This window comes from Nocardia sp. XZ_19_231 (assembly GCF_015355705.1).
GTDB classification, from domain to species: domain Bacteria; phylum Actinomycetota; class Actinomycetes; order Mycobacteriales; family Mycobacteriaceae; genus Nocardia; species Nocardia salmonicida.
In genome coordinates, this window is sequence record NZ_JACUZI010000003.1 from 741,871 (window position 1) to 768,696 (window position 26,826).

8 protein-coding genes are annotated in these 26,826 nt (G+C 68.8%); 4 read left to right on the forward strand and 4 right to left on the reverse strand.

The genetic code is table 11. The annotated features are described in order from the left end of the window. Window positions 1–22: 22 nt before the first annotated feature. The 4 genes from IBJ82_RS16560 to IBJ82_RS16575 all read left to right on the forward strand — a co-directional run bounded on the left by IBJ82_RS16560 (window position 23) and on the right by IBJ82_RS16575 (window position 5,566). The gene (locus IBJ82_RS16560; RefSeq protein WP_194826779.1) at window positions 23–838 is read left to right on the forward strand and encodes a CoA ester lyase; all 816 of its coding nucleotides are present in this window, start codon (window positions 23–25) and stop codon (window positions 836–838) included. 56 nt (window positions 839–894) lie between these two features. Further along, complete coding sequence (locus tag IBJ82_RS16565; RefSeq protein ID WP_194826780.1) at window positions 895–2,838, forward strand: acetoacetate--CoA ligase; 1,944 nt, start codon at window positions 895–897, stop codon at window positions 2,836–2,838. 12 nt (window positions 2,839–2,850) lie between these two features. After that, window positions 2,851–4,065: a TetR/AcrR family transcriptional regulator gene (locus IBJ82_RS16570; protein WP_194826781.1), complete on the forward strand. Its 1,215-nt coding sequence runs from the start codon at window positions 2,851–2,853 to the stop codon at window positions 4,063–4,065. A gap of 82 nt (window positions 4,066–4,147) precedes the next feature. After that, window positions 4,148–5,566, forward strand: a complete 1,419-nt coding sequence (locus tag IBJ82_RS16575; RefSeq protein ID WP_194826782.1) for a DUF1254 domain-containing protein — start codon at window positions 4,148–4,150, stop codon at window positions 5,564–5,566. 13 nt (window positions 5,567–5,579) lie between these two features. Here the strand turns inward: IBJ82_RS16575 and IBJ82_RS16580 are convergent, their stop codons facing one another. From IBJ82_RS16580 to IBJ82_RS16595, 4 genes are all read right to left on the reverse strand, one after another. Continuing rightward, window positions 5,580–6,200 carry a hypothetical protein gene (locus tag IBJ82_RS16580; protein WP_194826783.1) on the reverse strand — a complete coding sequence of 207 codons (621 nt, stop codon included), beginning with the start codon at window positions 6,198–6,200 and terminating at the stop codon, window positions 5,580–5,582. A 69-nt stretch (window positions 6,201–6,269) separates the two neighbouring features. Further along, complete coding sequence (locus tag IBJ82_RS16585) at window positions 6,270–6,485, reverse strand: MbtH family protein (protein WP_056814159.1); 216 nt, start codon at window positions 6,483–6,485, stop codon at window positions 6,270–6,272. Continuing rightward, window positions 6,482–8,608 carry an AMP-binding protein gene (locus IBJ82_RS16590; protein WP_194826784.1) on the reverse strand — a complete coding sequence of 709 codons (2,127 nt, stop codon included), beginning with the start codon at window positions 8,606–8,608 and terminating at the stop codon, window positions 6,482–6,484. Before IBJ82_RS16590 ends, IBJ82_RS16585 begins: the two co-directional genes overlap by 4 nt. After that, window positions 8,608–26,616, reverse strand: a complete 18,009-nt coding sequence (locus tag IBJ82_RS16595) for a non-ribosomal peptide synthase/polyketide synthase (RefSeq protein WP_370585341.1) — start codon at window positions 26,614–26,616, stop codon at window positions 8,608–8,610. The genes IBJ82_RS16590 and IBJ82_RS16595 overlap by 1 nt, the downstream gene beginning before the upstream one ends. Window positions 26,617–26,826 lie beyond the last annotated feature (210 nt).

Sequence of the window (26,826 nt, forward strand, 5' to 3'; positions counted from 1 at the left end):
GCACCCGTCGAGAGGATTCAGTATGAGCTGGCAGCCGAGTGGTCCCGCGTGGCTGTTCTGCCCCGCCGATCGCCCCGAACGCTTCGCGAAGGCCGCGGCGGTGGCCGATGTGGTGATCCTCGATCTCGAAGACGGTGTCGCGGCGGGTGACAAGGCCGCGGCCAGGCAGGCGCTGATCGACACCCCACTCGACCCGCAGCACACCGTGATTCGCGTCAACGCCGCGGACACCGACGACTACGCGGCCGATCTGGCGATCCTCGCCCAGACCGCCTACCGCCGGGTGATGCTGCCCAAATGCGAATCGGCCGAACAGGTTCGAAGCCTCGCGGGCTACGAGGTGATCGTGCTGGTCGAATCGCCACTCGGCGCGGTGCGAGTCACCGAGTCGGTGCAGGCCGTCAACGCCATCGGCGTGATGTGGGGTGCCGAGGATCTGGTCGCCGGACTCGGCGGCAACTCGAGCAGGCACGCCGACGGTGGCTACCGGGAGGTCGCCCGCCACGTGCGCTCGTCAACCCTGCTGGCGGCCAAGGCATTCGGCCGCTTCGCGCTGGACTCGGTGTACTTGGACATCAAGGATCTCGATGGTCTCGCCGCGGAGACGAGCGATGCGGTCGCCGTCGGCTTCGACGTCAAGGTCGCCATCCATCCGAGTCAGGTCGCCGTGATCCGCGCGGCCTACGCGCCCGACCCCGCCGAGCTCGACTGGGCGCACCGGGTGCTGGCGGAGGTGCCCGACCACCGTGGCGTCTTCGCGTTCGAGGGTCGTATGGTCGACGCTCCGGTGCTTCGGCACGCCGAACAGATCGTCCGGCGCGCGGGCGTGCCCGGCTGAACATCGGGTAACCACTCCCCGATACCCGAAGTAGTCCAGTCCGAGGAGGACATCCGGTGCAACCGCAGTGGGTACCGAACGCACACGACGTCGCGTCGGCCCGAATCACCGACTTCGCCGCCTTCGTCACCGCGCGAACCGGCGAGCAATACCCCGACTACCAGGCACTGTGGCGATGGTCGGTGGATGACATCGCCGGTTTCTGGCAGGCGGTGTGGGACTATTTCGAACTCGGCGAGACCGCCGGTGAGGTTCTCGGCTCGCGGGAGATGCCGGGCGCGCAGTGGTTTCCCGGCACCCGGCTGAACTACGTCGACCAGATCATCCGGATGGCCCAGTTCGGCCGCCCGGCGGTGATCGCCCTGCACGAGGACGCCGAGCCGAGGGAGGTTTCCTGGTCGGAATTGATCGAGCAGGTCACGGTGTTCGCGCGCACATTGCGTGAGCAGGGTGTCGAGGCGGGCGATCGGGTGATCGGCTACCTGCCCAATATTCCGGAAGCGATCGTCGCGTTCCTCGCCACCGCGAGCATCGGCGCGGTGTGGAGTGCCTGCGGTCAGGACTACTCCGCCAAGGCCGCGCTCGATCGGCTCGGCCAACTCGAACCGACGGTGCTGGTCACCGCCGACGGCTACCGTTTCGGCGGCAAGGACCACGACAAGCGGGGCGACATCGCGGCGTTGCGCGACGGGCTGCCCAGCTTGCGCGCCACCGTCGTCGTCTCACAGCTCGAACTCGAAGTCTCCGACACGCTGTCCTGGACGGACGCGGTCGCCGACGCCGGGCTCGGTGTGATCGAGACTGTCCCTGTCGATTTCGATCACCCGTTGTGGATCGTGTTCTCCTCCGGCACCACCGGATTGCCCAAGGGCATCGTCCACGGGCACGGCGGCGTGCTGCTCGAGCACCTGAAAGCCGTAGCGCTGCAATCGAACATGGGTCCCGAGGATACGTTCTTCTGGTACACCAGCCCGAGTTGGATGATGTGGAACTTCCAGGTGGCCGGCCTGCTGACCGGTTCCACCATCGTCACCTACGACGGCAGCCCGACCGCGGGCGGACCGGATGCACTGTGGCGCATAGCGGCCCAGGTGGGCGCCACCGTTTTCGGCACGAGTCCCGGATATGTGCTCGGGTGCATCAAGGCGGGTTCCGTACCGCGCGCCGATCACGACCTGTCGGCCCTGCGCTCGGTCGGCATCACCGGTTCGTCGCTGCCGGTGTCGAGCGCGCTGTGGTTGAACGAGAATGCGGGCGAACATGTTCAGGTGAACTCGATCAGCGGCGGTACCGACGTGGTGTCGGCGTTCGTCGGCGGGGTGCCGACCGTGCCGGTCTGGCCGGGTGAGCTGTCGGCGCCGTATCTCGGCGTCGCCCTCGATGCCTTCGACGAGCAGGGCCTGCCCGTGCGCGGCGAGGTCGGCGAGCTGGTGGTCACCGCGCCCATGCCGTCCATGCCGGTCAGCTTCTGGCGCGACGACGACGGAAAGCGCTACCACGCGGCGTATTTCGACACCTTCCCCGGCGTATGGCGCCACGGCGACTGGATCACCCTGACCGAACACGGCAGCATCGTCGTGCACGGCCGCTCCGATTCCACCCTCAACCGCCACGGCATCCGGATGGGCAGCGCCGACATCTACCAGGTCGTCGAACAGTTCCCCGAGATCGCCGAGGCCCTGGTGATCGGCGCCGAACAACCCGACGGCGGCTACTGGATGCCACTGTTCGTGCTGCTCGCCCCCGGCGCGGAACTCACCGAAGACCTGAAAACCCGCCTCGCCACGGCGATCCGCACCGAGGTCTCCCCCCGCCACGTCCCCGACGAGATCCGCGAAGCCCCCGGCATCCCGCACACCCGAACCGGCAAGAAACTGGAAGTCCCCATCAAGAAACTCTTCCAAGGCGCCGACCCCGCCCGCGTAGTCGAACGCAGCGCCGTCGACGACCCCGCACTGCTCGACTGGTATGCCCGCATAACCCCACCCGACAAGCCCTAATACACTTCACGTATGAATGTCAGCGAGTCTCGTGGGGCGCGTGGGGTAGCTGGGACCGAAGTGCGGCGTAGGCCGAAGAATCGTCGGGCGCAAATCGCGGCGTCGTCGGCGGTGGCGTTCGGGGCCGCTGGGTATCACGGGGTGAGCATGGAGGACATCGCGTCCGGGCTGGGGATCAGCTCGGCCGCGCTGTACCGGCACTACCCCAGCAAGTACGCGTTGTTCCGGGAGGAGTTACTTCGGGTCGGGCAGGCGTTCACATCGTCGATCGTGGTGTCGGCCGAGGACACGCTGCCCGCGGGGCAACGGTTGCGGCACATGCTGACCGGGCTGATCGGCGCGACCGTGGAGAATCGGGCGACGGTGCGGCTGGTGCGGTGGGAGGGCCGCTACCTGGAACCGACGGATCGGGTGGTGCTCGAGGAGCAGCAGGGGTCGGTGCTGGTCGCGCTCGACGAACAGTTGGCGGACCTGCGTCCCGAATTGACCACGGCTGAGCGGCGCATGATCTCCACGGCGATTCTCGGTGTGATCACCAGCGTCGCCGATCACCACGCGGCACTGCCCGTTCGCACGCTGAACAGATTGCTCGGTTCAGCCTGCATGGCACTGACCGACAGGGAATTGCCGCCTGCGGCAACCGTTTCGGAGCAGGGCGCCCGCGCCGAGATTCCGGATTCGTTCAAACACGAACTGCTGCTTCGTAAAGCGGTGGACCTTTTCCACAAACGCGGCTATCCCAATGTCAGCGTGGAGGACATCGCCTCGGCGGCGGGATTGTCGGCGGCGTCGGCGGTGTACCGGTTCTATCGCGGCAAGAGCGATATCCTCGCCGCCGCGTTCCGGCGGGCGGCGGACCGGGTGTCCGGGGCGATCGGGCCCGCGGTCGCGAGCACGCCCGACAGTGGCGCGGCGCTGGGCGTGCTGGTCGATCAGTTCGTGGCCGACACGTTCAACGAGCGAGCGCTCGCCGTCGTCTATTACGCCGAGTTCGGCCACGTGCCCGCCGAGGAACGTGCCGTCCTGCGCAATATCCAGCGGTTGAGCGTGCAGGAGTGGGCGCGACTGGTGCGCGAGATGCGGCCGGAGCTTTCCGCGGCCGAGGCGAGATTCCTGGTGCACGCGGCGTTCGCCATGGTCATCGACCTCGGTCAGCGGTTCGGCGACGACCCGATCGCGGGCCGGGCCAGGGTGGGATTCCTGATGCGGCGGGTGCTGCTCGGTTGAGGCAATTCACCCGTCGCGTATGAGGCGGACCGTTCTCGATACGGCCTACGCTCGGCGATCAGGTCCGTCGAACGGAGCGTGAATGGATCCTCGCGCGAGCGCGCTGACCAGGCGATCGTTGCTGGGGCTCGGTGCCGCAGTCGCGGTGGGAGCGGTGTTGCCCGCATGTGGCGACGACCCGACGTCCTGGCCGGTTCGCACCACTGGTCGCCCGGATGTGCTCGCCCTGGCGATCGACGCCTACATCTTCGGTTATCCGTTGATCATGATGGACATGATGCGGGCGGCCAGTGGTCCGACCAACAGCCTCGATCACAGCGTGCTGCCCGATCCCTACGACCGCGGAGTGGCCAGACTCAGCAACGACATGGTCTACACGCAGGCGTGGCTGGACCTGGCCGATGAGCCGATGGTGTTGCAGATTCCCGGGGCGGAGCCCGACCGGTTCTGGCTGGTCCAGTTGCTCGACGGGTGGGCCAATACCGTGCACGACCTGACCAGTGAGAACCCGCGGACCGCAGTGAACGCCGACGGTCCGCCTTTCACCTATCTCCTCACCGGCCCGCAGTGGACGGGCGAGCTGCCTGCGCGGATGACACGGCTGCGAATGCCGTCGGAGCTGTGCACCATCGTCGGGCGGATCCAGATCAACGGCACCGAGGACGCGACGAAGGTCAACCAGTGGCAGCAGCGGATGAAACTGATCCCGCTGAGCGCCTGGAACCGCGGTGAACTCGACAGCACGGTCAGCCGCGTCCACCCGATCGACCGTGGGCCGGAACCCCCGGCGAAACGGATCGCGGCACTGGACGGCCGCACCTATCTCGACCGCGCCTGCCGGCTGATGATCGCCGATCCCCCGGCCGCCGACGACGCACCGCTGATGACCGAGCTGGCCACGATCGACATCCAACCCGGCGGAGTTGTCGACAACCTTCCGGCCGACGTCCTCGACGAAGCGGTCCGCCAGGCCCAGCGCCGCATCGCCGACTGGAAGGACCCCACCGCCCGCCGGGTCAACGGCTGGGAAATTCCCATCGACCTGGGCGGCACCTACGGCACCGACTACTTACGCCGCGCGGCCACCACCAGGCTCTCGCCCGGCCTCGCCCCCATCCGCGACGTCCTCTACGCGAACCTGGACGCGCCCACCACCGACGACCGAGGCGAACCCCTGCGCTACCGAATCCGCTTCGAACCAGGCCAATGGCCCCCCGTCGACGCCTTCGCCACGATCACCGCCTACGACACCCAAGGCTTCCTGGTCCCCAACCCCGACGAGATCTACTCGGTCGGCCACTTCCCCGCCGTGGTCCGCGCCCCCGACGGCTCCGTGGAACTCACTGTCCAACAACAGGACCCACGCCCCGCCGTCCCCACGGGCAACTGGCTCCCCATTCCCTCGACAGGCATCTTCTCCCTGACTCTGCGCCTCTACGCACCCAAGGAGGCTGCGCTCGACGGGAAGTGGCAGCCACCACCGATGACCCGCGTCGACTGAGAGGTCCGGGGATTCACCCGAATTCGATGACGGTGCTGTTCGCGATCGAAACCCTGGCGGCCTCGAAGAACAACAGCCAGGTGTTCAACTCCCGGTAGAATGGGTGCTCCGCGTCGTTGTGGCTGTCCAGCACTGCCCGGATCCGGGCGAGCTCGGCATCGGATAGTTCACCTTCGACCAACCCGATACCCAAATACGGTGCGACATAAGCAAGTTCGCGCATCAGCGCCATGCTCGACCCGACCGTGCCACCGGCGATGTCGACCCCTTCGCCGACGAAGAGAACTTCATCGAATTCGACGGGAACGTAGAGCCCTTCGCAATCCGAGTGGCAGACGAGGTGGGAGTCGAAGGTGGATCCGACCGAATTGATGACTGGATCATCCGAAGCCCGCTCTCCCTCGGCAACGGGAGTCAGCGGTTGCTCGGGGTACTCGCGCGCCAGGGCATACGCGCGTCGCAGATAGTGCACGAAAGAGTAGGGCACGCCCAATATTCGAGCGCGGTTCACTGCTGAGCCCGCAACCGTCGGCTCGTCGTGCGGAGATAGCCCCTCCTGCACCAGCAATTCGTTGAGCGCACGCAGCTGATCTCTCAGCCTGTCGAGATTTTCCGGGTCACTGCCGTCTTCCACGGCATAGGCCAGTCCCCCGGTTCCTACGGTAAGTCCCATGGGGAGAAGCTAGCCCGACCGTCTGACAGGTCAGGGCTTGTTGGACATGGCGGCGATGAGGGAGTTGGGGCGCATGTCGAGCCAGTGGGATTCCACGTAGTGCAGGCAGGAGGTTCGGGGGGCGGCGCCGAAGGCTACCGACCACCCGCCGGGGACGGCGGCGAAGGTGGGCCAGAGGGAGTGTTCACCTTCGGTGTTGACCAGGACGTAGAACTGGGCGTTGTCGTCGTCGAACGGGTTGGTCATGGGGTGGCCTTTCCGAGGAGAGTGCCCAGGTGGGCTAATGCTGATGGGGTGCCTTCGATGTCGTGGTGAGCGAGCTCGCTGGTGCGGAACAGACGGTCGCCGTGGGTGGGGTGGGCGGGCGCGAAGTGCGGGGTGAAGTCGGTGGTGGTGATGCCGTAGGCGGTGATGAGGGCGGCTAACCGGGCGGGGTCGGGCGGTTCGGTGAGGACTACGGTCGCGCCGACGCGAAGAGGTAGCAGGTAGCCGTGCCAGGCGGTGGCGTCGCCGGTGTGGGCCTGGTGCAGGTAGACGTCGCGAGTGGAGAGATGGTGGCGGGCCTGCATGGCGGCTACCCGATGAACCGCGGCAGCGTGGCTGATTTTGACGCTGTGGGGTGCGCCGGGCGGAAACAGCACGAAGGCGGAATGCTGCGGCAGGATCGGGGCGCGATGTTCGCCACGGGCGATCGGTTCACTGGAGTAGGCCGACAGCGCGACCCGGTCGACCGTGACCGTCGGGATGTCGTAGGCCCCGAGGTGTTCGCGGGCCGCGATGGTCAGGGCCAGGGCGGGGTTGACGACCGGTGGGATCAGGGGGTTTCCGGTGTCGATCGGCACCACCGTGCCACCGGACTTGAGAACCGCGTAGGTGGCCACCACGAACTCGATGGAACGTGGAACATCCACGAGCACAGCGGATTCGGGGCCGATGCCGAGGGCGGTCAGATGCCTGGCCAGTTGGTTGGTGCGCCGGTCGAGGTCACCGTAGGTGATGATCGATGTCGGGCCGTCGCTCGGCGCATGGACGACGGCCGGGTCGAAAGGGGTTGCGGCGGACTGCGCTTCGAATTCGTCGAGTAGAAGCTCGCCCGGCAGTCCCACCGCACCGGAATAGTGCCCGTCGTCGATGCGGGCGACGAATTCGATCTCGGCGGTCCAGGCATCGCCCGGCGGCCTGCGCCGCACCAGGTCGCCGGTGGCGAACATGCGGTCGTCCACCGGGCCGATGGGGTTGGCCAGGAAGGTCGCGGCGGTGGCCTGCCTGCCGACGTAACCACGCGCCAATTGCACACCGGAGACATAGAGTTCGCCGATTTCACCGTCGGCGACGGGGCACAGGTGCTCGTCGAGGATCAGCAGTTCGACATCGTCGGCAGCCGATCCGAACGGGACCACCTCCAGATCGGCCCCGGTCACCTCGTGCGCGACGAACTCGCCCGCGGTTTCGGGCCTGCCGTAGACATGCCACAGGGTCGCTCCGCTCACCGCGCGCAAGGCGGCAGCGGTTTTCGCGAGCAATGACCCACCGGAGCCGAGCACCACGCGCAGCGAGTCGAGGCGTTCCTCGGCATCGGGCAGCGCCGCCAGTTCGGCCAGCTCGGCGTGGTCCAGACATGCTGTGGTCACGCCGGTTCGGGAAATCGCGTCGGCGAGCACTTCCGAAGGCGAGACCACCAGCGTGGCACCGGTTTGCAAGGCGAGCAGCATCTCCCCTACCGCGGCCTGTCCGGTCAGCGGAGCGTGCCAGAGCACGGAATCACCGGCGCCGATCCCGCAGAGGCGCTGACGCCAGCTCGAATTCGCCTGTGCCGCACGGTGTCCGACGACGACGGCGGTCGAGGCGGCGAAGTCGACGACGAGATAGGCCGGGTTGTCCGCGGTAGGCCCTGGTAGCTCGTCGGGAGTGATCTCGACGGTGGCGTCGGTATACAGAACAGGGAACCCGGCCGGGTGCCGCGTTCGGGCGCTCGTGAGGACGAGCGTTGGCGTGGCCAGTGCCAAGGTGCGGCTCTGCCCATCCACGGGGGTAGCGGGGTCGAGCAGAACGAAGGCACCGCCCGCGGCGAGTACCGCGTGCACGGCGACAACGAGTTCCGCCGAGCGCGGTAGCGACACCGCGACGGTGGTCTCGGGGCCGACGCCGTGCTCGATGAGAGCCGCGGCCAAGGCATCGACACGCTCGGCTAAGTCGCCGTAGGTGAGACCGATTTCGCCGTCGCGCACCGCGAGCATGTCGGGTTCGCGATCGGCGTAGGTGGAGAAGGCGGCGAGCAGGGTCGCCGGGTCACGCGGCCGATCGCCGTCCAGGTCACGCAGGAGCGCGGCGAGGGTGGCGGCGGTCGTGACCGAATCCGTGTGCGACATCAGAGTTGTCCTTCCGAGTCGTCAGCCGACCCCGCCCCGGCGATTACCGCGGCAGCATCGGTCACCAGTGTTTGCAGAGTGGAAGTGAGACCGGCCGCGCCGAGGGCGGCGAGCACGCCGGGCACGAGGCCGGCCAGCGCGACGTTCACCAACGCTTCAGGTTTCATCTTCGCGCCCATCGCCCTGCTCACCGCGGTGAGTTTGGCGTCGAGTGCTCCGTAGGAGATGGCGTGCTCGCCGTGGGCGAATGCCACGGTCGCCGGCGCGAGCCGAGCTGCCGAGCCGACGAGGCTCGGAAGATCGGCGATGGTGTAGGTGCTCGGTGGTGGGGTCTTTTCGGCGTCGGTGCGCATGTCGATGGCACGCACCGCCACGGCGGGATCGGCGGCGACGGCGGCGAGGATCTTGCGGAACCGTTCGGCCAGCGCTTCGACCGTGGACGCGTCGAACAGGTCCGTGGCGTAGCCGAAGTGGACATCGAGGCCGTCCAGGGTGCCGTCATCCGCGTAGCGCTGCAGGGCGGTGAGGTGCAGGTCGAACTTGGCTTCCGTCAGGCCCGGGTCCAGCGTTCGAACGTGTAGGCCGGGTAGGTCGATACCGCCCGGCGGCATGTTCTGGAAGGTCAGCATCACCTGGAACAGCGGGGTGTAGGCGCCGGTTCGCGTGCGACCCATGGCATCGACCACCTGCTCGAACGGGACGTCGGCGTGGGAGAGGGCGGCCAGGTCGCGACGTTTGGCCTGGGCCAGCAGTTCGGTGAACGGTGCGCGTGAGTCGATCTCGGTGCGCAGGGCGACGGTGTTGACGAACATGCCGACGAGATCGTCGAGTTCGCGAGCGCCGCGACCGGAGACCGGGGCGCCGATGGTGATGTCGGCGCTGCCGGATTGTTTGGCGAGCAGGACGGCCAGAGCGCTGTGGACCAGTGTGAACAGGGTGGTTCCGTTGGTGCGAGCTACCTGGTCGAGGCTGCGAGTGAGCGCGGCGTCGATCTCGAATTCGATCGTCGCACCGCGCATTTCGCGCCGGGTCGCGCGCGGACGGTCCGTCGGCAGCGCCAGCAGTTCGGGTGCGCCCGCGAGCTCGCGGGTCCAGTAGGTGAGCTGTTGGGTGAGCACGCTGTCGGGGTCGGCGTCGGTGCCGAGCAGGTCGCGTTGCCAGACGCTGAAGTCGCCGTACTGGATTTCCAGCGGGTCCCAGCCGGGTTGGCGCCCTTGGCTGCGATCGACATAGGCGCGCACCAGGTCTCGGGTGAGCGGGTCGATCGAGTAGCCGTCGGCGCCGATGTGGTGCACCACGACGACGAGGACGTGATCGTTGTCGGCGAGGCGGTAGAGGGCGACTCTGATCGGGGGCGCGGCCGTGATGTCGAAGGGCTGCGCGACGAGAGCCGCGATTCGGGTTTCGACATCGGCGGGCGCGACCGGGATGGGGGTGAGGTCGACGGCCGCGGACCAGGCAGGCATCACCTGCTGCACGGGGCCGCCTGCGGTGTCCGGGTAGCGGGTGCGCAGGGTGTCGTGGCGGGCAAGCAGGTCGGCGATCGCCGCTTGCAGGGCGGGCAGGTCGAGGTTTCCGGTGAGGCGGATGGCGGCCGGGATGTGATAGGCCGAGGACTGCGGTGACAGTTGGTGCAGGACCCACATGCGTTGCTGCGCGGGCGAGAGGACCGCGGGACCTTCGCTGGTGCGTTTGGTCAGCGGAGGGCGGGCGGCGGTGCGATCGGCGGTGGCGAGGTGTTCGGCCAGTGCGGCCACCGTCGGGGCATCGAAGACCGCTGCTACCGGGACTCGGATGCCCAGCGCGGCGCCGAGGCGCGCGGCCAGCCGGGTTGCCATCAGCGAGTTGCCGCCGAGGGCGAAGAAGTCGTCGTCGAGCCCGGCGGTCGGGCAGCCGATCACCTCGGCGAAAGTCCGGGCGACAAGTTGTTCGACCCCGGTGACCGGGGCGCGGAAGGCCGCCTCGGCGAACTCGGGTTCGGGCAGGGTGGCCCGGTCGACCTTGCCGTTGGCGTTGAGCGGCAACGCGTCGAGCACCACCAGCGCGGCGGGAACCATGTAGGCGGGCAGGTTCGCGGCGAGTTCCCCGCGCAGTCGGGCCGCGACGGCTTGTTCGTCGCCCGGGGTCAGGTCGGCGACCGCCGCGTAGGCGATCAGCCGGGCCCCCGCGTGCTCGTCGGTCTTGGCCACGGCGACCGCGGCACGCACATCGGCGCAGCGCAGCAGGGCTGTTTCGACCTCGCCGAGTTCGATGCGGAAGCCACCGATCTTGACTTGGAAGTCCGCACGTTCGAGGTATTCGAGGGTGCCGTCGGCTCGCCACCGCACGATGTCGCCGGTGCGGTACATCCGCGATCCGAGCGACGCACCTGCGCTGGTGGCGAAGGGGTTGGCGACGAAGCGGTCGGCGGTGAGCGCTCGGCGGCCGTGATAGCCGCGGGCGAGTTGGCCTCCGGCCAGGTAGAGCTCGCCTGTTACGCCGATCGGGACCGGCCGCAGACGAGCGTCGAGGACGTAGAGGGCACTGTTCCAAGCCGGGGCACCGATCGGCACAACGTGCGACGGGTCATGGGCTACTTCGTATTCGGTGATCGAGACGGCAGCCTCGGTCGGGCCGTACAGGTTGTGCAGGGCGGCGGTGGTGCCGCTGGCGCGGAACTGGGTAGCGGTGGCGGCGGGCAGTGCTTCGCCGATGGCGAGGACGGCCCGCAGTGACACCGGGAGGGCGGTGTCGGCGGTCAGGAGCATGCCGACGAGTGACGGCACCGCGTGCAGGACGGTGACGCCGTGCCGGGTCATGATGGTGCGCAGCCGATCCGGGTCACGCTCGTCACCGGGGCGGGTGACGATCAGGGCCCCGCCGGAGCTCAACGGCGACCAGAACTCCCAGACCGAGAGGTCGAAGGTGGCAGGGGTTTTCAGGAGGACGCGATCGGTGGTGGTCATGGCGAAGCGGTCGTGCAGCCAGGCGAGCTGGTTGACGATCGCGGCATGCGGGACGGCTACGCCCTTGGGGCGACCGGTGGAGCCCGAGGTGAAGATGATGTATGCGGGGTGCTCCGGACGCAGCGGGGCGATGCGCTCGACATCGGTCACCGGGTCGGTCGAGAGATCTTGCAGGGCGCGGTGATCCAGCTCGAAGACGGGGGCGTCGACGGAGATCGGTAGACCGTCGGCCGCTGTGGTGAGCACGCACAGCGGTGCCGCGGTGGCGACGATGTCAGAGATGCGGTCAGCCGGGTGATCAGGGTCGATCGGCACGTACGCGCCGCCCGCCCGGACAACGGCGTGCATGGCGATCACGAGGTCGATGCTCCGACGCATGGCCAGCACGACAGTGCGTTCCGGGCCGACACCCTCGGCGATCAGGAGCCGGGCGACCCGGTTGATCTGGGCATCGAAGGTGGCGTAGTCCAGGGATTCGCCGGTCGCGTCGTCCACCAGCGCGAGCGCGGCCGGGGTTCGGTCAGCTTGGCGGGCAACCAGTTCGGCGAGGGTGGTCGACTCGACCGGATGAGCGGTGTCGTTCCACGTTTCGAGGAGCAGGGTGCGGTCGGCGCCGAGCACGTCGAGGTCGCCGACGACGACATCCGGTGTAGTGGTGACGGATTCGAGCACCCGGCGCAGCTGAGCGACGAAGCGTTCGGCGGTTCCGGCGTCGAACAGATCGGTGGCATAGCCGAGGGCCATCTCGATGCCCGCCGGAGAGCCTTCGACGGTGTAGTTGTCGAGCGCGAACAGGTGCAGATCGAACTGTGCTACGCCGGAATCGAATTCGATGTTCGCGACGGTCAGTCCAGGTAGTTCCAGCTGACCACGCTCGTGGTTCTGGAACGAATAGCCGACCTGGAACAGCGGGTGCCGCGCGGTGGAACGGGCCGGGTTGAGCACCTCGACCAACCGCTCGAACGGCACATCGGCGTGTGAGAACGCGGCGATATCGGAAGTGCGTGCCGCGGCGAGCAAGTCGGTGAACGCGGCGTCGCCCGGGACCTGGGTGCGCAGGACGAGGGTGTTGACGAACATGCCGATGACCTCGTCGAGTTCGGCTTCGCCGCGTCCCGCGTTCGGGGTGCCGACGGCGATATCGGCGGTGCCGGAGACCCGGGCCAGCAGGGCCGCGAAGGCCGCGTGGACCACCATGAACAGCGTGGCGCCATTGCCGCGACCGAGCGCGATCAGCGCGGCGTGCAGATCGGCGTCGACGGTGAAGCTCACCTTGTCGCCGCGCAGGCTCTGCCGGGCCGGGCGTGGCCGGTCGGTCGGCAGGGCCAACTGATCGGGCAGTCCGGCGAGCTGGGTCTGCCAGTAGCTGACCTGCTGGGCGGCGACGGATTCCGGATCGGACTCGTCGCCGAGCAGGTCGCGTTGCCACAGTGCGTAGTCGGCGAACTGCACGGCGGGCGGTGCCCAACTGGGTGCGGTGTCGGCGAGCCGGGCGGTGTACGCCCGCATCAGGTCGGCCACGAAGGGCGCGATGGAGGAGCCGTCGGCCGCGATGTGGTGCATGACGGCGGCCAGCACGAATTCGGTATCGGCCACCTGGAACAGGCGCATGCGCACCGGAATCTCGGTGGTGACGTCGAAGGTCGTCTCGGCCAGTTCGCGAATCGCCGCGGGCAGGTCCGCGTCGGCGACCGCGATCGGTTCCAGCGACACCACGGCGTCGGCGGCAGCCACGATCGACTGCGTCGGAGTGCCGTCGATGTCGGTCCCCGCGGCCCGCGACACCGGGTACATGGTGCGCAGTGACTCGTGCCGGGCGACCACGTCGGACATCGCGGCCTGCAACGCACCGGTATCGAGCGCACCGCTCAGGCGCAGCGCGAACGGGATGTTGTAGGCCACCGACGCGCCGTCGAAACGGTTGAGGAACCACATCCGCTGCTGAGCCGGGGACAGCGGAAGGAAGTCGGGACGGGCCCGGCCAACGAGCGCGGGCCGAGCGACCTCGGACTGCGCATCGACGGCGGCGGCCAACTCGGCGACGCGCGGCGTCTCGAACAGGGTTCGCACACCGACGCGCCGGTCGAGGGCGGCGCCGATGCGGGCGACGGCTTTGGCTGCCAGCAGGGAGCTGCCGCCGAGCGCGAAGAAGTCGTCGTCGGCGCCGACCGGCTGCCCGTCGGTACGGCCGAGGACCTCGGTGTAGACGTCGGCGATGATCTGCTCGCTGATCGTGGCGGGCTTGCGGTAGGCGGTGGTCTCGAAGACGGGTGCCGGGAGTGCGGCACGGTCGAGCTTGCCGTTGACCGTGAGCGGAATGCGGTCGACCAGCACCACGGCGGCCGGGAGCATGTGCTCGGGCAGGGTCCGCGCCAGCTCCTTGCGCAGGTCGGCGGTGTCGATGTGGGTCGATTCCGCGACCAGGTAGGCCACGATTCGCGGCTCGTCGACCAGGTCGGTACGGACGAGTACCGCCACTTCGCGCGGGGCTACCGAACTGCGCAGCAGCGCGGCCTCGATCTCACCGAGCTCGACGCGGAAGCCACGCAGGTTCACCTGTTGATCGGCACGGCCCAGGTATTCGAGTTCGGCGGCTGCCGAAGGCGACGACGCGAGACCGTCCGGCGCCACCGTCCAGCGGGCGAGGTCGCCCGAGCGGTAGGCGACGGATCCGGCAGGCCCGTAGGGGTCGGCGACGAAGCGGCTCGCGGTCAGGTCGGGTCGGCCCAGGTAGCCGCGCGCCCGCTGCGGTCCGGAGACGTAGATCTCGCCGGGCACGCCGACCGGAACGGGGCGCAGACGCGAATCCAGCACGCGCACTGTCAGTCCCGCGATGGCGCCGCCGATCACGCTGGCGGAGCCGGTGTTCGGGGTGATCTCCCGGTAGGAGGCGTGCACGGTGGTCTCGGTGATGCCGTACATGTTCACCATGCGGGGCGAGTCCGGGTAGCGGGCGAACCAGCCGGCCAGGCGTTGGGGTTCGAGCGCTTCGCCACCGAAGATCACTGTGCGCAAAGCGTATTCGGCGGGTTCGAGCGTGGCCAGGTCGGCGGCGACGAGCCCGTAGAACGCTGACGGCGTCTGATTGAGCACGGTGACGCGTTCGGCGCGCAGCAGCTCGCGGAACTGTTCGGGCGAGCGAGAGGTGAAGTAGTCGACCAGGACGATCGAGCCGCCGTGGAGCAGGGCGCCCCACAGCTCCCACACCGAGAAGTCGAAGGCGTAGGAGTGGAACATCGTCCACACATCCGACGGACCGAAGTCGAAGCGCGCCGCGGTGTTGTCCAGCAAAGCGACGACATTCGTGTGCGGAACGACGACGCCCTTGGGGCGGCCGGTCGAACCGGAGGTGTAGATGACGTAGGCGGTGTTGGCGGGGGCCAGGGGCGTACGCCGGTCCGCGTCGGTCAGGGGTTCGGCGGCGAAGTCGGACAGGTTGCCCGCGTCGGGGTCGATGACCGGGCCACCGAACCAGTCGTGCGCCAGGCCGGTGTCGTCGTTGGTGATGGCGCAGTGCGGGCGGGCGTCGTCCAGCACGTATTCGATGCGATCGGCCGGGTAGTTGGGGTCGATCGGCAGGTAACCGCCGCCCGCCTTCAGCACGGCGAGCAAGGCGACGGGCAGCTCCACCGAACGCGGAAGTGCCACCGCTACCAGCGATTCCGGGCCGACACCCGCGGCGACGAGACGCCGGGCCAGGCGGTTGGACCAGGCGTCGAGCTCGCCGTAGCTCAGGGTGAGATCGCCCGCTTTCACGGCGACGGCGTTCGGGTCGAGGGCGGCGGCGCGGGTGAATCGGTCCACCATGGTGTCGGCGGCGGCCACCGAAGCGCCGGTGGACGACCATTCGTGCAGGGTGCGCTGCTGTTCTTCGGCACTGAGCAGTTGGATGTCGCCCACCACGACAGTCGGGTCGGCGACGACGGCGGCCAGCACCTGGGTGAAGCGACGAGCCAGTACCGCGACGCTGCCCTCGTCGAACAAATCAGTGGCGTAGGCGATTTCGATCGACATGCCGTTCGCGCGTCCATCGATGTCGTCGGATTCGCCGACGGTGAACTGCAGGTCGAACTTCGCCACTGCGGCATCGAAATCGACAGGGTCGATACGCAGCCCTGCGGCCTCCAGCGCGGGGACGGTGAAGTTCTGCAGAACCAGTGCCACCTGGAACAGCGGGTGGCGGTTGCGGGCTCGCGCCGGATCGACGGCATCCACGACCTGCTCGAACGGGATGTCGGCGTGCGAGAGTGCGTCGAGGTCGCCCGCGCGGACGGCGTCGAGGGCGGTCTCGAATTCGACGCGCGGGTCGATCTGGGTGCGCAGGACCAGGGTGTTGACGAACATACCGATCAGGCCGTCGAGGGCGGCTTCGCCACGGCCCGCCACCGGAGTGCCGATGGCGATGTCGCTGCCGCCGGAGAGGCGGGCCAGCAGGACGGCCAGTGCCGCGTGCACGGTGCTGAACAGGGTGGCCTCGTGCTTGCGGGCCAGTTCGCGCAGTTCGCTGTGCAGATCGGAGTCGATCTGGAAGCGGTGGACGGCGCCACGGTAGGTGGATTCGGCGGGGCGGGGACGGTCGGTCGGCAGGTCGAGCTGCTCGGGCAGGCCGGCCAGGCCGTGGCGCCAGAAGGCCAGTTGGGTGTGTGCCTGCGACTCGGAATCTGCCACTTCACCGAGGTTTTCGTGCTGCCAGAGGGTGTAGTCGGCGTACTGGATCGGCAGCGGCGCCCAGGTAGGGGTGGTCCCTTCGCGGCGAGCGGCGTAGGCGGCCATCAGGTCGGCGGCCAGCGGGCCGAGTGAGAAACCGTCCGCGGCGATGTGGTGGACCACCAAGACGAGCACGTGGTCGCCGTTCACCGCGAACAAGGCCGCACGCAGCGGGATTTCGGTGGTGAGGTCGAATCGAACCGCGGCGCAGGACAACAGGCGTTCGGGCAGTTCCGCCTCGGTGATCGCCTCGGGCCGCAGGGTGAGTTCTGCCGTGTCCGAGATCAACTGCTCGGCGCCCTCCGCACCGTCGGGGTAGCTGGTTCGCAGGGTCTCGTGCCGGGTGACCACGTCGGTGAGGGCGGCTTCGAGGGCGGTGATATCGAGGTCGCCGGTGAGCCGCAGCGCGACCGGGATGTTGTCGACGGCATCGCCGATACCGTCGACGTCGGCGAGGTAGCGGTTGAGAAACCACATCCGGCGCTGAGCGGCTGACAGCGGAATCCGCTCTGGTCGTTCGCGAGTGGTGAGTTCGAGGCGGCCACCGGTGCCGCGCAGGGCGGTGCACCGGTGGGCCAGGTCGGCCACGGTCGGGGCGTCGAACAGCAACCGGACCGGGATCTGGGTGTCGAGGGCGGCGCCGAGGCGGGCCGCGACCTGGGTGGCGTTGAGGGAGTTGCCGCCGAGGGCGAAGAAGTCGTCGTCGAGCCCGACTTCACGATCGGCGGGGAAACCGAGGACCGCGGCGTACGTGGCTGCCACGATGCGCGCGACCTCGGTGGCCGGCGCACGGAACACCGCGGCCTCGAAACTCGGTGCGGGCAGCGACTTCCGGTCGAGCTTGCCGGAGGTGTTGAGCGGGAACTCGTCCAGGACCACGAACGCCGCGGGGACCATGTAGGCGGGAAGGGTACGGATCAGCGTGGACTTCACCGCATCCACGTCGAGGTGCTGTGGTGCGACGAGATACGCCACCAGGGCGTCGTCGCGGACGATAACCGCGGCCTGGGTGATCTCGGGAAGTCCGGACAGGACGGCTTCGATCTCGCCGAGTTCGATCCGCAGACCGCGCAGCTTCACTTGGAAGTCGGTGCGGCCCAGGTACTCCAGCTCACCGTCGGTGGTCCACGTGACGAGGTCGCCGGTGCGGTACATGCGCTCGGCGAGGGTGAACGGGTTGGCGACGAAGCGGTCCGCGGTGAGGTCGGCACGGCCCGCGTAGCCTCGCGCCAGTTGAGCACCTGCCAGGTAGAGCTCGCCGGGGACGCCGACAGGGACCGGATGCAGCCGACCGTCGAGGACGTACACCTGGGTGTTGTGCACAGGTGCGCCGATCGGGACAGCGACGGTGTCGGCGTCGATCACCTCGTGGAAGGTGACGTCGACCGCGGCCTCGGTGGGGCCGTACAAGTTGTGCACAGCCGTACCGGTGCGCCGACGCAGTAGTTGAGCAGGCGTGGGCGGCAGTGCCTCGCCCGATGCGAACACCAGGCGCAGCGAAGCGCAGCTCGCGGTGGTCGTGGTCGCATCGCTCGCCGCGTCGGCGCGGGCATTCGCTTCGTCGAGCGCGGCGACGAAGACCGCCAGCATCGAGGGGACGAAGTGGGCGACGGTGATCTGCTCGGTGTCGATCAGCTGGGCCAGGTAGGCCGGGTCGCGGTGGCCGTCGGGGCGGGCCAGCACGAGACGGGCACCGATCTGCAAGGGCCAGAAGAACTCCCACACCGACACGTCGAAGGTGGCGGGGGTCTTCTGCAGGACGACGTCGGCGGGGGTGAGGCGGTAGGCGTCCTGCATCCACACCAGGCGGTTGACGATGGCGGTGTGGGAGACGACGACGCCCTTGGGCTGACCGGTGGAGCCGGAGGTGAAGATCAGGTAGGCGGCGTTGCCGGGGGTCAGGGTGGCGAGGCGGTCGGCGTCGGTGATCGGCTCGGACGAGTAGTCGGTGGTGTCGAGTTGCTCGAGATCGAGAATCGCGGGACGAGCGGTGGGCGCGTCATCGCGATCCTGCGCGGACAGGTCGATGTCGTCGATCGCACGGGTCAGGACGCAGACCGGATCGGCGGCGGCGATCACCTGGGCGATGCGCTCGGCCGGGTGGTCCGGGTCGAGCGGCACATAGGCGCCGCCCGCGGCGAGGACCGCGTACATGGCGACGACCAGGTCGGTCGAGCGACGCATACCGAGAGCCACGGTGCGATCGGGGCGAACACCGATCGAGATCAACAGGCGAGCAAGGCGATTCACCTGGGCGGCGAGCTCGGCGTAGCTCAACGACTCGCCTTCGAAGCTCACGGCGGTCGCATCCGGGGTGCGCTGGGCCTGCGCGGTGAACAGCGAGACCAGCGTCATGCGCTCGTCGACCGGGTACGCGGTGGCGTTCCAGGTGTCGAGCAGGTGGGTGCGCTCCGCGGTGTCGAGCAGGTCGATGTCGCCGATCACGACGGTGGGATCGGTGGTCACCGTCTCCAGCATCCGCAGGAAGCGGGTGCCGAGATCTGTGATGGTCTGCGCGTCGAAGAGGTCCGTCGCGTACTCGAAGCGGCCGAAAAGGCCGTCGGAGGTCTCGCGCAGGGTGAGGTGCAGGTCGAATTTGGCTGTGTGGGTGTCGATCTCGATTTCCGTGGCGGTCAAGCCCGCGAGTTCGAGTTCGGTGCGGGAGTTGTTCTGGAAGTCGAGCATCACCTGGAACAACGGGTGCCGCGCCGTCGAGCGCTCGGGATTGAGCGCCTCGACGAGACGGTCGAAGGTGACGTCGGTGTTGGCAAGGGCGCGTAGGTCGCTGTCGCGGACCGTGCCGAGGAGTTCGGTGAAGGTGGCGTCGGGCCGGATCCGGGCCCGCAGCACGAGCGTGTTGACGAACATCCCGACCAGGTCGTCGAGCGCCTGGTCACCGCGCCCTGCGACCGGAGTGCCGATCGAGATGTCTTGTTGGCCGGACAGTTTGGTGAGGGTGGCGGCGAAGACGGTGTGCAGCGCCATGAACAGCGAGGCGCCGGCATCCGCGCCGATGCCGCGTAGTCGTTCGGTGATCGCGGCGGGCACCGTGAAGGTTTGGCGCGCACCGCGACCCGAGGCCACCGCCGGGCGCGGACGGTCACTCGGCAGTGAGAGCAGGTCGGGCAGATCCGCCAGTTCGGTCGTCCAGAAGGCGATCTGTCGCGACATGGCGGAATCGGCGTCGTCCTCGGCACCGAGGGCATCGCGCTGCCAGAGGGCGAAGTCGGCGTACTGCACCGGCAGTGGCGTCCACTGGGGTGCGATGCCCGCCCGGTGAGCGGCGTAGGCGACCATCACGTCGCGGGTCAGTGGCGCGACCGACCAGCCGTCGGCGGCGATGTGGTGCAGCACGAGGACGAGGACGTGCTCGTCGGCGTCGGTGTGCAGCAGATGCAGGCGGACCGGGGGTTCCTCGTCGACCGTGAAAGGGACGGCGGCCAGCGCGCGGATCCGGCTGTCGAGGTCGACCAGGGCGATCGCGTGCGGTTCGAGGGTGATCGTCAGCTGGTCGGCGTCGAGCACCTGCTGGAACGGGATGCCGTCGACGGCGGGGTAGCGGGTCCGCAGCGCTTCGTGCCTGGCGAAGACCGCGGCGACGGCCGCGTTCATCGCGGCGTAGTCGATGGCGCCGGTCAGGCGGATGGCGGCGGCGATATTGTCGGCGACCGATTCGGCGTCGAACTGGTTCAGGAACCACATGCGCTGCTGGGCATACGACAGCGGAACCCGGTGCGGCCGTTCGCCTGCCACCAGCGCGGGCCTCGGCGCGACCGCTTCCGCGGAGCCGAGCACCGCGGCGAGTGCGGCCACAGTCGGCGCCTCGAACAGCACCTTCAGCGACACCACGCGACCGAGCGTGGTGCCGAGGCGAGACACCACCTGGGTGGCGACGAGGGAGTTGCCCCCGAGCGCGAAGAAGTCATCGTCGGCGCCGACCTGCTCGACCCCGAGCACCTCGCCGAACACCTGAGCCACCACGGACTCGGTGCCCGCGGCGGGCGCACGGAAGGCGCGCGCGGTGAACACCGGCTCCGGCAGCGCCTTGCGGTCGAGCTTGCCGTTGGGGGTGAGCGGCAGCGCATCGATCACGACGAACGCGGACGGCACCATGTGCGGGGCGAGGGTGCCACGCAGGGCAGCGGTGATCGCGTCGACCTCGGTGGCCGTTGCCGCCGCACCGACGGCTCGGTCCTCGATGGCAGCGGGCACCAGGTAAGCGACGAGTTGGTCGCCACGGTGGGCGTCGGCACGGACGAGCACGACGGCCTGGCGGATCGACGGCAGGGCGAGCAGGGCGGTTTCGACTTCACCGAGTTCGATCCGGAAGCCGCGGAGTTTGACCTGGTCATCGTTGCGACCCAGGTACTCGAGGGTGCCCTCGGTGGTCCACCGAACCAGGTCGCCGGTGCGGTACATGCGCTCGGACGGTGCCCACGGGCAGGCGACGAAGCGCGCCGCGGTGAGGGCCGCGCGGGAGCGGTAGCCACGGGCCACCTGGGCTCCCGCGACGTACAGCTCGCCCGCGACACCGGCGGGGACCGGTCGCAGCCGCGCGTCGAGTACCCACTGGGTGATGCCGCGCAGTGGGGCCCCGAGGGTCAGCGGGGAATCCGCGGTGAGGGGGGCACTGATATTGGTGGCGACCGTGGTCTCGGAGGGGCCGTAGGCGTTCACGAACGCGCGCGGGACGGGTCCGGTGGTCCAGCGGGCGATCAGATCGGGCGGGCAGGCTTCGCCGCCGACCATCACCATGCGAAGGGCGTCGAGTCGAGCGGGGTCGAGGACGGCCAGTCCGGACGGAGTCATCAGCGCATGGGTGACTCGCTGCTCCGAGAGCAGTTGGGCCAGTTCGTCTCCCACATGGCGACCCAGCGGGGCGATCACCAGCGTCGCGGCGGAGTTCACGGCGAGCAGGAATTCCATCACCGAGATGTCGAAGGACGGCGAGCCGACCTGTAGGACGCGGGCGTCGGCGGAGCCGAACATGCGGGCGGTTTCCTCGGCGGCGAAACCGGCGATGCCGGCCTGGGTCACCAGCACGCCCTTGGGCAGGCCGGTGGAGCCGGAGGTGTAGATGACGTAGGCGAGGTGCTCGGTGCGCAGGGGGCGAACGCGCTCGACGTCGGCGACGGGAGCGCTCGAACGCCCGGCGCATTCGGCCATCAGCTTCAGTTCGTCGAGGACCAGCCAGTCGATCGAGCCGGGCAGCGCCGGCTGCGACTCGGACACTGTAAGACCCAGTCGCGCACCGGAATCGGTCACCATATGGGTGATCCGATCGAGCGGGTAGCTCGGGTCGACCGGCAGCCAGGCGGCACCCGACTTGGCAACGGCCCATACCGCGAGGACCGACTCGATGGAGCGGGGGATGCCGACGGCGATGACGTCGTCGGGACCGACGCCACTGTCGATGAGGACCCTGGCCAGGCGTGACGACGCCCGGTCCAGTTCACGGTAGGTGAGGGTGCGGTCGCCGTCGGTCACGGCATCGCGATCCGCATCGGCCGCGACGGCCGTGGCCAGGAGGTCGGGCAGCAGGCCGGTGGCTGTCACCGGTGCTCCGCGCATGCCGACGAGCTGGGCATGTTCGGGCGCCGACAGCAGCGCGAGGTCACCGACCGCAGTGTCGGGGGCGGTGACCGCCGCGGCCAGTAGTCGCACGAAACGCGCACCGAGAGTGTGCATCTCGGGCTCGTCGAAGAGGTCGGTGGCATACAGGGTGACGGCCTCGATGCCGTCGGGTTCGCCTGCGGCACCGCGTCGTTCGGCGAGGGTGATCTGTAGGTCGAACTTGGTGATGTCGAGTTCGATCTCACGCACCGTGACCGGCGAGCCTGCCAGTTCGAAGGTGGTGTCGAGCACGGCCTGGAAGTTGAGCGCCACCTGGAACAGCGGGTGACGCGACTGCGAGCGAGCCGGGTTGACGACGTCGACCAGACGATCGAAGGGAACGGTGGCATGGGCGAAGGCGGCCAGGTCGGTTTCCCGGGTGTCTTCGAGCGCGGCAGTGAAGCTCGCCGCCGGATCGACCTCGGTGCGCAGCACCAGGGTGTTGACGAACATGCCGATCAGGTCGTCGATGGCGCGGTCACCACGGCCCGCGACGCCGGTACCGATGGCGATGTCGGTGGTCCCGGACAAGCGTGCGAGGAGCACAGCCAGCGCGGTGTGCAGGACCATGAACAGCGAGGCGCCTGCCTGCTGGGCCAGATCGGCGAGCCGCCGATGCAGGTCGGCGTCGATGGTGAAGGCGGTGCGTGCGCCGCGCATGCTCGGCTCGATCGGCCGCTGCCGGGCCGAGGGCAGCTCGAGCTGATCGGGCAGTCCCGCGAGAGTCCGCTCCCAGAAAGAGATTTCGCGCGAGGCGAGCGACTGCGGATCAGCTTCGGCGCCGAGGAGCTCGCGCTGCCAGAGGGCATAGTCGGCGTACTGCACACTCAGCGGCGACCAACCCGGGTCGACGCCGTCGGCCGCGACGCGGTAGGCGGTGAGTACGTCGCGGACGAGCACCTGCAGCGAAACACCGTCTGCCGCGATGTGATGCAGCACGACAGCGAGGACGCACTCCCCCGCCGGAGCATCCGCCACACTGTCGCCCGCGATGGGCTCGGCGAGCCGCGAGGCGGAGTTGTCCACAGCGCTGTCGACAGCCTCCGGGACAACGAAAATGCCCGCGCGGAAGGGAGCTTCGCGTTCGAGATCGAACCCGGCGCGAGCGAACCGAGTCAGCTCGGCGTCGAGGTCTGCGGCCGACACTGCGACGGGATCGCCGATGCGGACCGACCCGGCATCGCGGATGACCTGCTCGGCAACCTCACCACCAGGGGCGTCGACCGCGGGGAACACGGTGCGCAGGGCCTCGTGGCGGTCGACGACCGCGTGCAGCGCGGCGACCAGGGCGGGGAGATCGGCGGTGCCACGCAGGCGGATGACGAACGGCATGTTGTAGCCGGGGGCCGAGGGGTCGAAGCGGTTGAGGAACCAGATTCGTTGCTGCGCGGGGGAAAGCGGAATCAGTGCCGGGCGGGGGCGAGCGGTGAGCACGGGGAGCTGAGCCGAGACACCGGTGTCGTCACGTTCGGCGATGGCGGCGGCGAGGCGGGCGACAGTGGTCGCGCCGAACAGATCGCGCACGCCGAGGCGGCAGCCGAGGTCGGCGCCGAGGCGGGCCGCGACCTGGGTGGCCACCAGGCTGTTGCCGCCGAGGGCGAAGAAGTCGTCGTCGCGACCGATGCGGTCGAGGCCGAGTACCTCGCCGAACACCCTGGCCACCGTCTGCTCCACCGGGCCGACGGGTTCGGCGTAGGTGACGACGGTGCGGACGGGTGCGGGCAGGGCCTTGCGATCGAGCTTGCCCGACGCGTTCACCGGAAGGGTATCGAGCAGCACGAACGCGGCGGGCACCATGTAGGCGGGCAGCGCGCGCAGCGCGGACTCGCGCAGATCATCGATCGTGACCGCGCCCGGCTCGGCTTCCACGACATAGGCGACCAACTGCTCGCCGACGCCCGCGTCGTCACGGACCATGACCACGGCGCGCGCCGCGGAGTCGACACTCTCCAAGACGGCCTCGATCTCGCCGAGCTCGATCCGCAGACCACGCAGCTTCACCTGAAAATCGGTGCGCCCCAGGTATTCCAGCTCACCATTGGTGGTCCAGCGGACCAGGTCACCGGTGCGGTACATCCGTTCACCCGGCAGCGGGTGCACGACCGTGGCACCGGATCCGCCCTCGGCGACCGTGCGCCCGGAGTCGGCGGAGACCACCGCGGGCGCGGCGACGAAACGTCCGGCGGTGAGCTCGGGACGTCCTACATAACCCCGGGCGAGCTGTACCCCCGACAGATACAGCTCACCCGGAGCCCCGACTGGAACAGGCCGCAGCCGTGAGTCGAGAACATGGAGCCGGGTGTTGAACACCGGCGCGCCGATCGGCACCGTGACCCGGTCGCTGTCGTTCACCTCGTGGAAGGTGACGTCGACGGCGGCCTCGGTCGGGCCGTAGAGATTGTGGAGCCGGGCACCGGTCAGCAGCCGCAGCCGTTGGGCGGGCGCGGCGGGCAGAGCCTCACCGGAGGCGAAGACCAGCCGCAGCGAGGTGCGCTCGGCGATTTCCTGTTGGGACAGAAAGACTTCCAGCATCGATGGCACGAAATGTGCCACGGTGACGCCGTATTCGGCGATCACTCGGCGGAGGTAACCGGGATCGCGGTGGCCGTCCGGCTCGGCCAGCAGCAGCGTGGCGCCGATCTGCAAGGGCCAGAAGAACTCCCACACCGACACATCGAATGTGATCGGGGTCTTCTGCAACACCACGTCGACGCCGTGCAGCCGGTAGGTCTGCTGCATCCACACCAGCCGGTTCACGATCGCGGCGTGCTCGACGGCGACGCCCTTGGGAAGACCGGTGGAGCCGGAAGTGAAGATGACATACGCGGGGTGGCCGGGGCGCAGCGGCACCGTGCGGTCGGCATCGGTCAGCGGGGCGTCGTCGTAGTCGCTCAGATCGAGGGCGTCCACGGTCAGCACCGGCAGCCCGTCGACGGGCGCGCGGTCGCGGGTGGTCGTGAGCACCGCGGCCGGGGCGGCGGTGACAAGGATGTGCGTGATCCGCTCGGCCGGATGATCCGGGTCGATCGGCACGTAAGCCGCGCCCGTGGCGAGCACCGCGTACATCGCCACGACCAGTTCGGGCGACCGCCGAATACTCAGCGCCACCAGCGATTCCGGGCCGATGCCGTCCGCCCGCAGGCGCCGGGCCAGCCGGTTGACCCGCTGGGCCAGCTCGCGATAGGTCAGCGTCGCGTCCTCGGCGCCCGAAGACGTCGCCATGCGCACGGCCACATCGTCGGGGGTACGCGCGACCTGGGCTTCGAACAGGGCGGGCAGGGTGGCCACCGGCACCGAACGTTCGGCCAGCGCGGCATCGACATCGAACCGGGTGGAGTTCCAGATCCGCGTGCTGACCTGGAGTTCCAGTTCGGTCGCCACCTCGATCGCGCTCAGCGCGGTGTCGAGGTCGGCGGCGGCCAAGCGCTCGAGGAAACCGAGGAAGCGGGCGTGATGCCTGGCCAGGGTGTCGGCGTCGTAGAGGTGCGGGTTGGCCTCGAAATCGACGTGCACCCGATCGCGGTCGCCGTAGTAGACGTTGAGGCTCAGGTCCTCGATCGGACCGGTGGACAGCACCCGATAACGGCCGGTGGTGGTACCGAGTGTGAGGTCACTGCGGAAGAGCATGAAGTTGGCGAGCGGGCCGAACAGCGCACGCCGCGCGGGGCGGCCGTCGTCCTCGGCGTCGCGGCGGATGTCCTCGGCACGGTAGCGCTGATGGCGCAGCGCTCCCGCCACCTCCACCCGCGCCGCGCGCAGCAGCTCACCCCAGGTAGCGGCCGAACCCGCCGCGCCCGTGGGGAGTCGCAGCGGCACGATATTGGACAGCATCCCCGCCGAGCGGCGCATGACCGCGGTGGTGCGGGCGGTGACGGGCAGGCTCAGCACCGCGTCCGGGCGGTCGGTGAGGCGGCCCAGATAGGCGGCGAACGCGGCGAGGAGTACCGCGGAGATCGCCGAATCATCGCTGGCGGCAATGGTTTCCAGCCGGTCGACCAAGTTTTCGGACAGGCGTCCTCCGGTCACCAGGTTGATCGCCGACCGCGGCGCGGTGCGGCCGTCGAGCGCGGTAGGACTGTCCAGGCCCGCGATGCGCTGGGCCCAGTGCTCACGGTCGCCGATGAAACGGGTGCTTTCGCGGTACCGCTGTTCGCCCTCGACCAGCGCCGACAGCTCGCCCGGCACCACCTCGCGGGCCGGGGTGTCGAGCATCCGCGCGGTGTAGAGCTCGGCGATGCGCTGGGAGTTGGTGAACGCGCCGAACCCGTCGAGCACGATGTGATGGCCGCGCAGGTACCAGAACCAGCGCGCTTCGCCGACCCGCAGCACCGCACCCGCCACCAGCCGGTCGGTGAGCAGGTCGATGGGGGCACCGAACTCGGCGCGCATCCATTCCTGCGCGGCGGCCACGGGGTCGTCGTGGTGGCGGAGATCGATCAGCGGCAGCTCCTGCTCGACCGCGATGGTGTGGTCGACGTACTGGTGCGGGACACCGTCGAATTCGCCGATGCGCACCAGCGGCGAGCCGTAGGCGTGCGCGGCCTCTGCCGAAACCTGCTGCAGCACAGTGACATCGAGCTCGCCGTCGATATCGACGTACTGGGCGATGGTGATCGGGACATCGGGGTCGAGCAGCTGCGCGTACCAGACACCCAGCTGGGCCGGGGTCAGCGGAAACGGCGGGCCGATGACCTGCGCTTCCTGTGGTCGCGCACTGAACCCACCCAACTCCGTACCGTGCACCAGAGCCTCCTCGTATCACGAAAGAACAGCAGATCGAATGTTTTCGGGCAGCACGAATACACCTCGTGAACCGAAGATTCGATATGAACGCGGTGGGCGTGACGCCACACTCGCGCAAGATCCCCGACAGATCATGTGGATGAGATCGGCGACCACGGGTCGCCGAAGCAAACGGATGTTGTGTCCGTCGCGGGTGCCTAGCTGATGATC